General features: G+C 45.4%; 19 protein-coding genes. All 19 read right to left on the bottom strand.

Translation table 11 applies throughout. From position 1 onward, the window contains the following. Positions 1-12: 12 nt before the first annotated feature. The 19 genes from ACSFXJ_RS16365 to ACSFXJ_RS16455 all read right to left on the bottom strand — a co-directional run bounded on the left by ACSFXJ_RS16365 (position 13) and on the right by ACSFXJ_RS16455 (position 13,771). Positions 13-447: a hypothetical protein gene (locus tag ACSFXJ_RS16365; RefSeq protein ID WP_435921398.1), complete on the bottom strand. Its 435-nt coding sequence runs from the start codon at positions 445-447 to the stop codon at positions 13-15. 37 nt (positions 448-484) lie between these two features. After that, positions 485-883 (bottom strand): DUF6508 domain-containing protein, encoded by a 399-nt coding sequence (locus ACSFXJ_RS16370; protein WP_435921399.1) that lies wholly within the window; start codon positions 881-883, stop codon positions 485-487. A gap of 24 nt (positions 884-907) precedes the next feature. Next, positions 908-1,843, bottom strand: coding sequence for an acetamidase/formamidase family protein (locus ACSFXJ_RS16375; protein ID WP_435921400.1), 936 nt, complete (start codon positions 1,841-1,843; stop codon positions 908-910). 600 nt (positions 1,844-2,443) lie between these two features. Then, positions 2,444-2,671, bottom strand: coding sequence for a DUF5316 domain-containing protein (locus tag ACSFXJ_RS16380; RefSeq protein ID WP_435925785.1), 228 nt, complete (start codon positions 2,669-2,671; stop codon positions 2,444-2,446). A gap of 64 nt (positions 2,672-2,735) precedes the next feature. Next, the gene (locus ACSFXJ_RS16385) at positions 2,736-3,761 is read right to left on the bottom strand and encodes an NAD(P)-dependent alcohol dehydrogenase (RefSeq protein ID WP_435921401.1); all 1,026 of its coding nucleotides are present in this window, start codon (positions 3,759-3,761) and stop codon (positions 2,736-2,738) included. Between the two features lie 253 nt (positions 3,762-4,014). Continuing rightward, positions 4,015-4,482 (bottom strand): VOC family protein, encoded by a 468-nt coding sequence (locus ACSFXJ_RS16390; RefSeq protein WP_435921402.1) that lies wholly within the window; start codon positions 4,480-4,482, stop codon positions 4,015-4,017. A 17-nt stretch (positions 4,483-4,499) separates the two neighbouring features. Then, positions 4,500-4,916, bottom strand: coding sequence for a GNAT family N-acetyltransferase (locus ACSFXJ_RS16395; RefSeq protein ID WP_435921403.1), 417 nt, complete (start codon positions 4,914-4,916; stop codon positions 4,500-4,502). Between the two features lie 145 nt (positions 4,917-5,061). After that, positions 5,062-6,267: an S-layer homology domain-containing protein gene (locus ACSFXJ_RS16400; protein WP_435921404.1), complete on the bottom strand. Its 1,206-nt coding sequence runs from the start codon at positions 6,265-6,267 to the stop codon at positions 5,062-5,064. A gap of 113 nt (positions 6,268-6,380) precedes the next feature. Then, positions 6,381-7,397 (bottom strand): serine hydrolase domain-containing protein, encoded by a 1,017-nt coding sequence (locus tag ACSFXJ_RS16405; RefSeq protein WP_435921405.1) that lies wholly within the window; start codon positions 7,395-7,397, stop codon positions 6,381-6,383. Positions 7,398-7,415: 18 nt separating this feature from the next. Next, positions 7,416-8,192 carry an alpha/beta fold hydrolase gene (locus tag ACSFXJ_RS16410; protein ID WP_435921406.1) on the bottom strand — a complete coding sequence of 259 codons (777 nt, stop codon included), beginning with the start codon at positions 8,190-8,192 and terminating at the stop codon, positions 7,416-7,418. A gap of 71 nt (positions 8,193-8,263) precedes the next feature. After that, complete coding sequence (locus tag ACSFXJ_RS16415; protein ID WP_435921407.1) at positions 8,264-8,749, bottom strand: hypothetical protein; 486 nt, start codon at positions 8,747-8,749, stop codon at positions 8,264-8,266. Positions 8,750-8,874: 125 nt separating this feature from the next. Further along, a complete protein-coding gene (locus tag ACSFXJ_RS16420) occupies positions 8,875-9,078 on the bottom strand; it encodes a zinc ribbon domain-containing protein (RefSeq protein ID WP_213654923.1) in 204 nt (67 codons plus the stop codon). Positions 9,079-9,206: 128 nt separating this feature from the next. After that, on the bottom strand, positions 9,207-10,055 hold the full coding sequence (locus tag ACSFXJ_RS16425) for a formylglycine-generating enzyme family protein (protein ID WP_435921408.1): 849 nt from the start codon (positions 10,053-10,055) through the stop codon (positions 9,207-9,209). Positions 10,056-10,250: 195 nt separating this feature from the next. Then, the gene (locus ACSFXJ_RS16430; protein WP_435921409.1) at positions 10,251-10,889 is read right to left on the bottom strand and encodes a glycoside hydrolase family 11 protein; all 639 of its coding nucleotides are present in this window, start codon (positions 10,887-10,889) and stop codon (positions 10,251-10,253) included. A 36-nt stretch (positions 10,890-10,925) separates the two neighbouring features. Further along, on the bottom strand, positions 10,926-11,990 hold the full coding sequence (locus ACSFXJ_RS16435; RefSeq protein ID WP_435921410.1) for a polysaccharide deacetylase family protein: 1,065 nt from the start codon (positions 11,988-11,990) through the stop codon (positions 10,926-10,928). A 292-nt stretch (positions 11,991-12,282) separates the two neighbouring features. After that, a complete protein-coding gene (locus ACSFXJ_RS16440; protein WP_435921411.1) occupies positions 12,283-12,645 on the bottom strand; it encodes a DUF3139 domain-containing protein in 363 nt (120 codons plus the stop codon). Between the two features lie 17 nt (positions 12,646-12,662). Further along, positions 12,663-13,064, bottom strand: a complete 402-nt coding sequence (locus ACSFXJ_RS16445) for a hypothetical protein (protein ID WP_435921412.1) — start codon at positions 13,062-13,064, stop codon at positions 12,663-12,665. Positions 13,065-13,104: 40 nt separating this feature from the next. After that, entirely contained in the window at positions 13,105-13,386 is a 282-nt protein-coding gene (locus ACSFXJ_RS16450; protein WP_435921413.1) for a hypothetical protein, read from the bottom strand. Next, positions 13,379-13,771 carry an RDD family protein gene (locus ACSFXJ_RS16455; RefSeq protein WP_435921414.1) on the bottom strand — a complete coding sequence of 131 codons (393 nt, stop codon included), beginning with the start codon at positions 13,769-13,771 and terminating at the stop codon, positions 13,379-13,381. The genes ACSFXJ_RS16450 and ACSFXJ_RS16455 overlap by 8 nt, the downstream gene beginning before the upstream one ends. Between the last annotated feature and the right edge of the window lie 63 nt (positions 13,772-13,834).

Here is a 13,834-nt window from a genome sequence, read left to right on the forward strand (position 1 = left end):
GGTCTATGCATATCAATCGGTTTCCAAGTCCAAAGCTTCGATGGTTCTAAGAAAATCATGCTTACTTACAACCTTATAGCGATTATGGCTGTTCTCCTTAAATAGGGTCATGTAATGCTGATCGTCCGTTATTTCTAACCCAAGATTTCTATCATCCTGATCAAGATATATGCGAATTGCGTATTCGCTTTTTGAAGAAAAGTCCTTCACCTTTTTTACTTCCGCACTCGCTAAATCAGCCAAAATGTCGTTCATTATTTTTTTATCCGTAATGGTCGTTCTCGCATTGTCCGAATACCTCTCAATCGAAATTTTCATGATATGATCTTGGCTTATTTCATCCAACATTTCTTTTTGAACGGAAGTCGATTTCCCCCTATCCAGGAATAGAAGTACTCCAACGATCACGATTACGGCAGAAAGTATAACAATTAAGGTCTTTTTCATCGTATCCGATCCTACTTTCTACGGTCTTGGTTGTCATTCAGTCCATACATTCCGCTAATTCTTTAAGTCTAAGTAGAATATTCGAAATATGGCCTTTTAAAATCACATGAATAAATAATCCTTCGTTAAACCGGTCACCTCGAATATAACTCGTCATTAATTTTCTCAGCGTTTCTATATCGGCTTCGGCTATTTTTTCTCGGATAGGGCGATTCGTATCTTTGAATTCTTCATGGTCCGAAATCCACTGTTTCCAATCGAAAACCAACAAGAATCCGACATCATCCAGTTCTTTTCGGAAATTTCTTACTTCGTCACTTTCAAATCGATATCCGTTTTTTTCGATATAGAAAACACTGCCGGAATTCTGAAAATATTCAAGATAGTTAAGCAACGAATTAATCTCTTTTTTTGTCACGTCTCCTTGATATGGCATAACCAAATCCTCTTTTTCATGTTCTTATCTCAGTGCTCCATCCGGCAAAAAAGCATGCACCCCTTTGACGCCATTCACAATTTGGGTTATCCGCAAATCAATCACCGCGCTTCCGAGCGCAATCGTTTCCACCCGGCTTAATCCAAAAAGTTCACCCATCAGGTTTAACATTCCGTCCAGTGCCAATACGGTCGCTTCATTTAAATCTTCATGGAATCCAAAGGTAATCCAGCCTGTTGGCGTCTTTGCACGAGGTATAGAGATGCTCATATCATCGATAACCGAAAATGTGATTTCCGCCATCTCCATCGGGCATTCTATCGCCTGACAGCTCACTTCGCCGTCCCCTTGCGCCGCATGACCATCGCCGACGGATACCATGGCCCCATCAACGGAAATAGGCAAAAACAAGGTACTCCCGCTAACGAGTTCCTTGCAATCGATATTGCCTCCGCAATAACGGGGCGGCCAAGTTTCGTGATATCCGGGTTCATCCGGCGGCATCCCGAGGATCCCCATAAAAGGCCTCAACGTCACGGAGAACTTCCGGCCATTCACCTCACAGGTACCTACCATGGTTTGGTTATTTAATTTCCACTCGAGATTGATTTCCTCGCAGTCCAAAAGATTCAATCTTTTATTTTGCCAATTCGGATATCGTCCGGCGGAAGTAAAACCATAGGGTCCCGGTACAATTCGATTTATGGTTATTGCCAATACCATCCCCTTCTTGGCTCCATTGATCTTTATCGGACCGCAAAGCGCATGACCCGTATCGATTCCATCCCTTCGCTGTACGGGTTTAATTCTTTCCCCTTGATTTGAAGGGGTCCCCCACCCCGCATCCAAGGTGCGAAAACGTATCGTATCGCCGGAATTTATGGTTAATATCTCTTGATTCTCTCTTGAAAATGAACCATGAATCGTCCCAGGTTCCGGATGAATATCATAGATTGCCATGGAGATTCCACTCCCTTCTTTTCACCAAAATCGATGTATGATTTCATCATTGTACTTTAACCTCGCAGATCGTAAAACGTCATTTCGAATTAGTTCATCAAGCTGTTTATAATATTTTATTTCAAACTCCTCGAAATTGGAAATATATCCATTTCGAAGTTGGAGACCATTGCAGAATAGATAACCTTTTTGCCCCTCCTCTCTTCCATCGTTCCAATCCGCAATAAGCAATTTTTTTCTTTTTTCTCCTTGAGCGAACTCTATCGTTGAATTTTCATGAAGCTGCTCTTGATGGTGCTGAAAATATAAAAGTCCGCATTCTATGCACCGATAGATAGGCTCAATTAAGTCCTGATCCGATAGGATGTGCCCTTTATGCGGAAGAGAATCGGTTTGATCGACGAGGTATGCTCCGCAACGACAATGGATATACAATGAGTTTCCCTCCTGAAGTTTCAGTTTTATGCAACTTTTTTCACTTGCAACGAATTCAAAAAAGGCCCTTCTTCAAGCACCTTGGATTGTTTTCGCGAGGAACCAAAAAATATTTAGTAATACCAATCCTTCATCCTTGCAAGATATTTAAATATAGGCTTCTGTTTAAGTTGTTAAGTAAATAATCAGTGCAATGATCAGAAACGGAAGACCGAATAAAAATAGTATGGATGAGTGCTTGTTCCGAAACGTTCGGTCTTCATCCGTTTCTATGTTCTCGTTTGCTCTTGTCCGATCCCCGCTTATAAAAGCTCCCGAGAGGATTCCCGAGAGTATCCATAATACAACGCCAGCTCCTCCGGTTACTTTCAATGCGAACCCCCAATCGTCTATAAATCCGAAAAGGAGGGCCGAAAAACCGCGAGAACCGTTCCAAAAATGAAAGCTCTGATTTCATTCACTCCTTCATGCTGATGATTACTTTTCCGATGGCACGGCCTTCCCCGAAATAAGCAAGCGCACGAGCCGCATCACGCAAGTGGTAGTTACGATCTATGACCGGAATAATCTGGCCTGCTTCAACAAGAGTACTCCAGACCAATTGATCGTTATGGTTCGGTTTATGTACAAGCACACCAAATTTTTTCTTTTCACGCCATGCGAACCATGGCGCCGCCAGCAGAACTTGCAGGATTCGCGGCATGGGGCCGCCAACCATGACATATTTTCCGCCTGATTTGAGTGCCTTCTTAATCGCAAAGATCGATCGGGTTCCGACGACATCGACGATCAGGTCGTATCGAATGCCGCTTGCGGTGAAGTCTTCTTTCGTAAAATCCAAAACATGATCCGCTCCTAGCGAACGAAGTCGATCCAATTTCTCGGGCTTATCCACACACGTCACTTTGGCACCAAGCATTTTGGCATATTGGATTCCGAATGTACCTACGCCGCCGCCCGCCCCGTTGATAAGTACCTGATCCCCTTTTTGAATTTTTCCCATATCGCGTAACCCTTGCAAGGCTAGAACCGCTGCTTGCGGAATAGCTGCAGCTTGCTCAAAGCTCAATCCTTCCGGTTTATGAGTCAATGCATGTTCGGCAGCACAGACAAATTCCGCAAATCCGCCCCAGCCGCAGCCGGAAATATCCCCGAAGACTTCGTCCCCCGGATGAAATCGGCTGACGGCAGCCCCCACAGCTACGACCCGCCCCGCAACATCAGCACCCAGTACCCGGTATCGTGGCCTGCGAAGCCCGCCAAGGCGGTTTATAAACGGTTTGCCGCGCAAAAGATCCCAATCCCAGGAATTTACCGATGCGGCATGAACTGCGATTAACACTTCATGGTCCTTAGGCACGGGAATCTCCGCCTCACCCAGTCGCAGAACTTCAGCAGTTCCATAAGCTTCGTACATCAGTGCCTTCATGGTCCCCGATCCCTGATTCACTTCTCGCTCATTCGTGTCGGACTCCGTCTTCATGGTTTCCCTCCCATTTCGAATTGCTTAAAGAACTTCTTCCCTTTGGTGCTGCTGCATTTTTTTTAAGCACTTTTGAAAATCCCCGGAGGATTAAAATGGCCACACCCGCAAACAATGGTTATTTTCGCATATACTTGCTTATTGGGGCGTCATCCCAGATTTGCACTTCGATATACCTATCCGGCCCCTTGTCGCCATGCTGGTTCCAGTCCTGCGGCAAGCCATATTCATAGATCAGTCTATATATCTCTTCTTAATCATCTCTATTCTTGGTGAGGTTTTCCCATTCTTCGATTGATAATTTTTGAGTTATCTTCTTTAAATCTTCAGGGACATGTATAAAACACATGAATTCCAAGCTGTTTCCGTCCGGATCATTAAAATATACAGAAGCATTTCCTTGATCAGGCCGAACAAATGGGCTCACCGAATCTCTTTTTCCAAAAGGGACAGGGTCTATGTCTCTAGATCGAAGCCAATTCAGGCTATCCTTAAGTTCTTCGTAACTCACCCGAAATGCGATATGCCTCAATGACGGGTGATAAGAAGTTTTCACTTCTTCTCCTTGCCAAAGACCAATCCAGCTCTTTCCTTTTTCGATCCAAAAAAAAGCGGTGTCTTCATCTTTCCAGGCAAGTTCCAGACCAAGTTTTGAATAGAAGTCCATGGATTGACGTAAATTGCTCACCGGTAAATGTGCTTCATATAAACCAAGTTTCATCGCAAATCCGTTCTCCTTTATAGATCCTTTTTCAAGTAATAATGATTGCTTCCAAGGGGCGCATTTTCGATCTTCGCCATTTCCCGATAACCATATTTCTTGTAAAAATCAGGAGCCTGAAAGCTAAATGTATTCAATTTAACAAACGTACAGTTTTTTGATTTCGCTATGTTCTCCGCTTCCTCCAAGAGCCTTTTACCAAGCCCTTGTTTACGGCAATTCTCTTCCACCCATAAAATATCGACTTCCATCCAATTCCAACACACTGCGCTATTAAGACCCGCAATGATGTCTCCGTTCTCATTCTTCAAGCATAGATTGACTTCTTCATAGATACCGTTCGGGACATGGATGGCATTATATTCAATAAGTTTGTTTCTTATATAATTCGCTTCTTCGTTCGTTCCTTGATAGATGGGTTCGTTCTTAGGCATATTATCCTCCACTTTATCCGCATCCCCCTTTGCCTCTAAAAAGAATAATCACACCTTTTAAAGTTATCCGTAATTATACCTCTATTTCATGATTCTGTAAGCCAAAAGTTCCTTATTAATGAAATATCAACAAAAAAAGAGCAGCTTACCAGCCGCTCTCTTCCATGATTTCTTTCATTTCCGGGTCCATTACATGAATCATTACTTCATTATTTCCGTCCTCTTTCAGCAGCTCCGGGTACCGGGCTTCGCCACGGACATGGAAGGTCTTCAAGCCCGTCACGTCAAAAGTGACTTGCCCCCCGCCGTTCACGAACTGCTCAAAGGTGTACTTGGTGCTTTGGCCGTTAATGGTCACGTAAACGTCCAGGATTTGCTCCGATTCGATCTGAATGGCCACCTTCGTCAAACGCTGTCCCGGGTTCAGGGACCACTCGGGAGACTCATCCAGGACGATGTTGCTCTCCGGCTCCGAATAAAACAGGTTCGATCCGAATCCGGTCGAACTGCCGGGAGACAGGTAAGCACCGGATAAAGATACCTCCGGCTTCACATAAGCATAATCCTCGCCTGCCGCCGCCAGCATCCGGTTCAAAATAGTCACGATCTCTGCCCGAGTCACTTCTCGATTCGGATACATGGAGCCGCTGGCGTCGGGCGTGATGATTCCCAGTTTCATAAAACGGTAAAGCGCCTGGGCCTTTACGTAGTGCATATCTCCCCCGGCCCAATCCAGCCAGTCCCCATCCTGAATCAAAGCAAGCTTCGGAGTCATCAGGGACAGCGTTTTGTCGTACTGCTCAAATGCCTTATCCGACGTAAATTTGATCTGCGGAACGTCTTTTACACGGGCTAGTTCCTTCATGGCATCTTTGGTTTTCAAATCCGAGATATCGGGTCCTTCCATACCGCCAAACAGCGCATCCAACGTCATCAAGACTTCCCAGCGAGTCATATTCTTTTCCGGCATGTACGTGTAACTTTCATCGTAATAATTTTGCACGTCGGCCGCGTAAATCGGACTGATGGTGCTGTACAGCTCGGCGAATTCGCGACTGGCCCAGTGGTCCGCCGGCACGCCGGGGATCGTCACGGTCTCGGAATTCCGGAGCAGAGGGAATAGGCGATAAACCATGACCGTAAACTGGGCTTTGGTTACCGGATCGCCTGGACGGAAGGTACCGTCGGGAAAACCGGTCAATATGCCGCGGCGGTTCATCTCGTCAATGGACGACTTTGCCCAAGCGTACTTGGGATTGCTATCCACATCGCTGAATCCTGCAAGAACGGTCGTAATCCCTGCCGTCAAAAAAACGATGAAGGCCATGCAAGTCAAAAGCAGCTTTTTCAAATCGGATTAACTCCTTTGTTATGTATTCTCTGGATGACACGAAACGTTAATCAATGATTCGCTAGAGTCCATTAGGACTATTGTATCAGAAAAAGAGAGCTGTCCTTCATATTTCATAGAAATAGTTCATCAATTTTACCCGCTATCATACCGGCACCTTGATTGATATTTCCTAGGATATGAGCCTGTGCCTTCCCGTTTGAATATATCGAAGATTGCATGGTTACGCCCGGATCGCTTCCCATGACAAAATATTTAAAAACGTTGTTATCCTGCATTCGAATCCATACGCCGTATCCGTAAGAAGTGTTCTCGTTCACTTTTACATGCGGCGTCAGTAAAAGATCCGTATATTCCGCAGACAACAACTCATGATGAAGCAATGCTTCCCAAAACCGGACGAAATCGCGAACGGTCGTAAATGCGCCTCCATCCGGCCCGCCTATGATCGGAACAGCGAAAATATTGCTCCTCCAAGCATGCTCCCCATCGATATATCCGAGTGCGGTTCGTTCAGGGAGTTGATCCATTCGAAAGTATCCCGAATCTGTCATTCCCGAAGGCTCGAAGATATGTTTCTCCACATAATCCGTGAATCGCATCCCCGTAACCTGTTCGACTACCAAGCCTAACACGATAAAGCCTGCGTTATTGTAGGAGAATCTCTCGCCAATTTTAAATTTCATCTTTTCATTTTGGAACAAGGGCAAAAAATCTTTGGGAGATTGAAGGGAATACGTCGGCAGCTCCCTCCAAAGATCCTCGAAATCATGCATAAACTCTTCGTCAAAATAATCGGGTATTCCTGAGCTATGAGTCAGCAAATGATGGATTGTAATTTCCGGATCAACATGAGGAAAAGGGATATCCAAACAATCCTTCAAATAAGTATCCAAGGACAGCAAGCCGTTTTGAACCAGTTGGCAAATCGCTACAGAAGTGAAAATTTTGCAGCCCGAGGCGATTCCGAATCTTGTAGAAGGAGTATTCTTGATCCGTTCGGAACGGTTGGCGTAGCCATAGCCTTGTTCAAAAACCTCATTCTCATTTTGGACGAAGATCGCCCCTGAAAACGGCAGCTTTTCATTGTGCATATCGATTATTTTTTCAACCGATGTAGTGAAATTCACGTATCTCCTCACCCTTCCTTACATAAGTCTGCAAGATTTCGGCAGTTCTCCGTCCCGGATCCACGATTCCACCATTAAATTGAAATCGTCAGGAATAGCTAAAGGCGCTCCATGTCCGATCTTGGGAATGAACACTCCGGTACAGTTGGAGTTTGACGCTACGATGTCTTTTGCGGAATGTATCATTACCGCTTTTTCCTTCTCTCCCACTGTGATCAAGATCTTTCCCTTCGCGAATCTGAAATCGTAGGGAATTTCAAATGACATGTTTTCTTCCAAAACGCGAATAAGCGTATCGGGTCGGGTTTGGCAGCTTTCTTCGTAATATGTTTCAAAGTATTCTTCGCTTAAATATAGCGTTTTCGCTTGCAGTCTGGAGAACCATCTTTTCTTAATAAGCGGTAACGTAAATCTGAGCGAAGGTTTAATGAACCTTTTCATGTACGGGATGGGCCTCACTAACGCGCTATTAATCATTGCAAAATCTATGACATCGGGTTGCATGCTTAGCATTTGAACTATAACCTGCGAGCCTAGCGAAAACCCGATAACGATGACCTTTTTCCCCGCCGCTTTGGTCTCAATCAATTTGAGTAATTGCTCCGCGCTATTTTTAATGGAAAAAGGGGTTCCATCCTGATGCGCCCCATGTTCAGGCAAGTCCGGCACAATACAATGATAGTGAGAAAAATATCGAACTTGTTTATCCCACATCCAACCGCTGACTCCCCCGCCATGCAAAAATAGCATCAGAGGAGCACTCTCATCCCCATATTCCCGATAATGAATCGCCACATGTTTCACCTCCCGTTTCTAGATGGAAAATCCCCTCCAGCTCGGTCGTTTGTGATCAAGCCGTTCTTTTTCTATACGCTTTCCGACAATAACCTTAAGATCTTCGCTCTAAGCTCGGGACTGGACTGATCCAACATTTGATCTAATCTTGCCGCATATACCGCAACATAAGAAGGATCGATCTTGGCGTCCTCCTCAAAAAAGCCCTCCGGGTATGAATTAACGGTCAAATCCCTTTCATCCACGGCTCCCAAATACTCGAACAAGTATTGAAAAGTCTGATTTCCCATCAGTTCATCGACGACCTGTTCGATTCGCTCCCGGCTTACGCGATCTACGATAATGACGGGACTGCTGCCGCACCAATACGCTCCGTTCAGGCAATGCCCTTTTACCCTGTAATCCTCTCGGATCGATTCGATGCATTTGATCGTATAGAAATTCGAAATCCATTTCGTAGAATCCGGAAAAGTGACGACGACATCGACCTGGGAATCCTCCGGATCTTCGATCCAGGCTTCCGCACCGATTCGGATATGACGTTTCAACGTAAACATGTTCTCCCCCTTAGAACAATTTAAAATGAATTTGCAAGCGAAGATAGAGCAAGAACGATTTAGAATGAATTTTAACAAAAAAGCAGCCCTGCGCCCAATGGCACCGTGGCTGCCTTCGTTGCCGGTTATCCGAAAAACAAATCGAGAATGTTCGATCCCGCCGACGATTGCTTATTGTAAAACTCCGAGTATCCGCAATTTCCGCAGTACACTACAATAAATTGATTGTGCTGAATATCGAACATTTTGGAGAGGCCCGTGCCGGTCATGGCGACCTCCTTCGTTTTGGCGTCTCTGCTCCCGCATTTGATGCATCCTTTATCGTTCATTATTTTTCACTCCTCCAATATTATGATTTCTAATACGTAAACGCCGTATGTAAAGTTGCGAAACCGATCGGCAAAATCAAAAACCGCCCTCCTGCAAAGGACGGCGATTTGAATGCATGTTTATTTGACTATTCACCGCGGACGAGGCGGAATCCTTGATCGGGACCATAGCCGTTCGCATCGAATTTGCCGCGAAACGAAATTTCCGTGTTGCTGACGTCACCGATCCAGCCGCCTCCCTTTACGACCCGGTAGGAGCCGCTTTGACTATCCAGGCTGTTCTCGTCGTACCAGTCCCAGCACCATTCCCTCACGTTTCCGGACATATCGTAAATGCCCAGCTCATTGGGCTTTTGGGTCCCGACCGGCTTGGTTTTATTATGATTGTTTTCGATGATCGGCCAGTTCCAGTCTCCGGACAAGTATTCGTCCCCGGCGTTTCTCCAATACCATGCTACGTCGTCGGCCTTGTTTCCGCCGCTGTAGGTGTAATCCTTGCTCGACTGCCCTCCGCTAGCGGCATATTCCCACTCCGCTTCCGTAGGCAACCGGTAGCCGTTGGCTCCTTGATTTATCGTAACCGTCCATTTGAGTTGATCGATTTCATTTTTATTGTTCGGATCCTGACGTTCTTTGTCTATGTTATAAAACGGGGTTAAGCCCTCTTTTATGCTTCTTTGATTACAGTACTCCAGAACCTGGTACCAACTCACCATTTCCACCGGCAGATTTTCGCCGACAAATTCGGAAGGATTACTGCCCATGATTTCCACCCATTCTTTTTGAGTGACCTCGTATTTCCCGATATAGAAGCCGGATAGGGTCACGCTTTTACCAGAGAAGTTGGATTTGGCGCTTTTCAAGGTTCCGCCTTCCACGAATACAAAATCATTCTTTTTTTGAGCCTGGCCCTGTGAACATGCGCTGATCAAGAACAAAGCGACTATGAAGAATGACAACATGATTCTTTTTTTCATAAATGGTATCTCCTTATGCGAAAGGAAAATGATAGACTAAAAAACTTTGCGCGTCCCGACGGGAACGCTGAAGGCCGCTCGTCTGGCGAAAACGGCCCCCAAACGTATCCGAATAGGCAAGATCGAGCCGGAACGGTTATAGGCTCGTCCCATTGTTTAAATTTATCCTCGTTGTTACCGCTTACAAAATGACGATTACCAAACCGTCACGTTGGAGCTGCCGCTGCTTTGATAACCTTCTGTCGCCAACACCTGATAAGACCAGCTGCTGCCCAGATTCATCCCTTTTCTTTTCCATGCGTTCACATGGTTGCTGAAGGTGATGGCGGAATTGACCCCGGTTTGTCTCTTGGACTGTCTTACGCTCCAGTACTGGGCGAATGTTTGGGTACCGTCAATGGAAGGCGCGTTGTATCTCATTGTCGTATAGATGTCGTAGGTGCCTCCATCGCTGGTCACCGTACCTTTATACGTTCCAGTAGGACGGTAAGTCCCCCAGCTATCGACAACATAATATTCAATCAGGGAGTTTCTCGTCCATCCGTAGAGCGTCAAATATCCGTTGCCGGAAGGTGCCCAGACACCCGCGTTATAGTTAATCGTCCGGTTTGGCGAGCCCGTATTCCAGCCTTTGCCGACAACGAAATTCCCGGTATTTTGCCAGGTCACGCTGTAGTTGCCGCCGGAGCCGTTAACCGCATTGACCGTTCCGCCGCCATCCGTCCAATTTTGCCAATAATCCGTCGCCGCGCTTGAGCTTGTCGCAAACCCGCCCAAACTTAACAGAGAAGCCGCCAGAGCCAACGTCAACATTTTCTTACCGAACTTAAACATGATTATCCCTCCTGAAATTTTAATAGAATATAAAAATCATTGAATCTCCAAATAATCAAGATATGCATCCCACGTCCCGTTATCGGCCGTCACAACCAGTTGAATCTCTTGATTTCCGGTTCCATGGCTGACATTGTTGATCGTATATACCGCCGGGTAACTGTCTCCGAAGTAGAAGGTTCCCTTGGTTTGACCGCCGATCACTAAATCAACCCTGGCCATATTGGAGTTATTCGATGCGCCGCGAAGCTTAAAAGTATGCGTACCGCTTGCAAAATATTGCGTGAATTTCACCGAGTCATTGTTGGCATAAAGAGCTACGCCATTGAACGGGGAGCTGATATTTCCGGTGTACTGCCCGCTTTTGGTCATATTCTCGGCTTCCACTTTCGTTGCGGTTCCGCCGCCATTGTTACCGTCAGGCGCAACGGCCCGGCCGGTGCTTGTCGAGATCATGCCGGTGCAAAGCCCTCGGCTCTTCAGGTTCTGGGCGATTTGCGGAATCGCTTGAACCGTGGTTTGGTACTGGTCGTGCATCAGGATCACGTCGCCGTTCTGCATTCTGCCCGCAGCGGCTACGATCTGAGCCGTAGAGGCCCCGTTCCAGTCCTGGGAATCCACGGTCCACAGCACTTCGGTAAGGCCGTTCTGAGCTTCGACGGATTTCAACGTCGCATTGGTTTCGCCATACGGCGGACGGAACAGCTTGGGAGCGGATCCCGTAGCCGACTGTATCGCCTGCTGCGTACGCGTGATTTCCGAAGACATTTGCGCGGAGCTCAGTTGGGTCATGTGGGGATGCGACCAGCTGTGATTGCCGACCCACATGCCCGCGGACACCTGGTCCCGAACCAAAGAGGGATAATTCTGTGCATTCTGTCCAAGGTTGAAGAAAGTTGCCCGCAAACCGTTTTGCTTCAGCGCGTTTAGCAGCGTCGTGGTGTTCCCCGGATTCGGACCATCATCGAAGGTTAAGGCTACATACCCGCTCGAACAATCGGCGGCGAGTGCAGAATTGCCAGTCGTCAATAACGATCCGGTAAATAACGTACTGAATAGGGCTACCGCCGTTACCGCTTTGAAAAGCGTTGACTTGAACATCTTCCTGCCTCCTCTAAAATAAATTCAGAATTCCCGGCTACTTAGCGATCCCTCCCTTATGACCCAGATTTTGTAAGCGGTTACAAATATAATTCTATCATTTGTTCCATTTTATTCCATATACAAAAACTAAGATTCTATCGTTAAAATTTTATATTTTTTGATGAATATAACAAAAGACCCAGTCTAAGGTTTCTTATGATCCTTAAACTGAGTCTTTAGCCAGTTAAGTATACGCTCTCCAAAAGGCGTCACTTTTCCTTGTTTGCGTTATGAACCATTCCTTTTTTCATCAATCTACCACAGGATCATAGTGCTTCAAATCTTTTTCGGTCATATCTTTTTCTTTGCCTTCCTGAGTCAGTCTATAACTAACCTGAATTACATCATTATGCGCAAAATAAACGTATTCAACCTGGGGTTCATCCTTAAAAACGACGACCGCATAGAATGAAGGCAATTTCTTTCCCCAGACGCCTTGTACGGATTTTATTTCTTCCCTTTTATAACTTTGATCTTGGAGCAAATAATCAGTTACTCTTTGTGCATATATACGTTTATTTGCTTGGACATAAGCAAAAGGCGTTACGATAAGTAAAATTAGAAAGATCAAAGTGGCGATAAGGATTATCTTTGTTTTTTTATTCGGAAACATATTTACTCCTTGGTCAGCTATCTCAATACAAAATCAATCGATTTTACGAGCTCCGTTCCGACTTTAAAATGCAGCGTATACTCACCTGAAGGCCATTTCAAATTTTTCAATCTCATTTCATAGGCCGCTAAATCTTCGGTAACCCGAATTTTCTCCTCTTGGAGTACGGCAATTTCTCCTTTTTCCGTTACATAGAGATTTGCGCCCAGCAGATTCTTTTTGTATTTCTTATCGGGGAAAATGGCCAGTGCAATAAGGGTACTGTCATTCTTAAATTCGGTACCACGATCTTTGAGCTTCGGAAATTCATCGCTGGTACTCTTCCCTATTTGGAGGTCATAAGTCCTGTTTTGCTCGGTTAAATAAAATACACCTAAAAAGCCGGCTATAAATACAAAAGAAACTACTAATAGCAGCAACGCGTATTTTTTATTAATCGGGATCCCCTCTTATAAGTTTTTATGGAGTTGGTGTAATATTTAACAACTTATAATTACCAAATATCTTCTTCTCGTATTGAATAAAATACTCCCGATCCTTTTCAATTAATTTGCTTGTTTCCTCAGGTATGCCGATGGTTCTGGTGCGGCCGGACATATTAGTAATGGTCATGTCTTTAGCATCTACTTCTTGGACAACCGCAAGCTCACTGGTATGTTCGCTAAAGTAAATCCAGACAAAACCCGTCAAAATGGTGACGACTATTAAAAAACCTACCTTTCTCTTCGATTGTTCACGCATACACGACTTCCGTTCCGGCAATAAAATCATGGATTGCTCTTTTATCCTCGCGAAGACCGACCATAAACGCGCTGACAATGGTGCCGATGCCGAAGGTAACCGCATAAATCAAGCCGGCAATAACGTTCCGCAGTAACATAGTTCCGATTCCCGGCGGTGAATGGTCGCTCACTTTCCTGATTTTAATCCTGCAAATGCGCTTCCCGAGCGTGTATCCGCCCCATACAACAGGCAGAAGCAATGTGTATAAGAACGACAAAATATTGGTTACTAGATTTTCATCAAGACTTCCCGTGATAATATAAGACAGTACGGCCAACGGGATGCCCACAAGGATCCCATCCAGTATCGAAGCCCATAATCTGATCCAAAAACCTGCTTCCATCGCTTAACACGCTCCTTTAAAAGTACTTCATCTGAAGGATTCAAAAAGCCGGATATATTATCA

The sequence above is a fragment of the Paenibacillus salivarius genome (assembly GCF_051307165.1).
Taxonomy (GTDB): Bacteria; Bacillota; Bacilli; order Paenibacillales; family Paenibacillaceae; genus Fontibacillus.

Bases quoted from the DNA above. Each gene is read 5' to 3' on its own strand.
- ACSFXJ_RS16365 (WP_435921398.1), bottom strand. From the start codon at position 447: ATGAAAAAGACCTTAATTGTTATACTTTCTGCCGTAATCGTGATCGTT.
- ACSFXJ_RS16370 (WP_435921399.1), bottom strand. From the start codon at position 883: ATGCCATATCAAGGAGACGTGACAAAAAAAGAGATTAATTCGTTGCTT.
- ACSFXJ_RS16375 (WP_435921400.1), bottom strand. From the start codon at position 1,843: ATGGCAATCTATGATATTCATCCGGAACCTGGGACGATTCATGGTTCA.
- ACSFXJ_RS16385 (WP_435921401.1), bottom strand. From the start codon at position 3,761: ATGAAGACGGAGTCCGACACGAATGAGCGAGAAGTGAATCAGGGATCG.
- ACSFXJ_RS16390 (WP_435921402.1), bottom strand. From the start codon at position 4,482: ATGAAACTTGGTTTATATGAAGCACATTTACCGGTGAGCAATTTACGT.
- ACSFXJ_RS16395 (WP_435921403.1), bottom strand. From the start codon at position 4,916: ATGCCTAAGAACGAACCCATCTATCAAGGAACGAACGAAGAAGCGAAT.
- ACSFXJ_RS16415 (WP_435921407.1), bottom strand. From the start codon at position 8,749: ATGTTTACGTTGAAACGTCATATCCGAATCGGTGCGGAAGCCTGGATC.
- ACSFXJ_RS16420 (WP_213654923.1), bottom strand. From the start codon at position 9,078: ATGAACGATAAAGGATGCATCAAATGCGGGAGCAGAGACGCCAAAACG.
- ACSFXJ_RS16425 (WP_435921408.1), bottom strand. From the start codon at position 10,055: ATGAAAAAAAGAATCATGTTGTCATTCTTCATAGTCGCTTTGTTCTTG.
- ACSFXJ_RS16430 (WP_435921409.1), bottom strand. From the start codon at position 10,889: ATGTTTAAGTTCGGTAAGAAAATGTTGACGTTGGCTCTGGCGGCTTCT.
- ACSFXJ_RS16435 (WP_435921410.1), bottom strand. From the start codon at position 11,990: ATGTTCAAGTCAACGCTTTTCAAAGCGGTAACGGCGGTAGCCCTATTC.
- ACSFXJ_RS16440 (WP_435921411.1), bottom strand. From the start codon at position 12,645: ATGTTTCCGAATAAAAAAACAAAGATAATCCTTATCGCCACTTTGATC.
- ACSFXJ_RS16450 (WP_435921413.1), bottom strand. From the start codon at position 13,386: ATGCGTGAACAATCGAAGAGAAAGGTAGGTTTTTTAATAGTCGTCACC.
- ACSFXJ_RS16455 (WP_435921414.1), bottom strand. From the start codon at position 13,771: ATGGAAGCAGGTTTTTGGATCAGATTATGGGCTTCGATACTGGATGGG.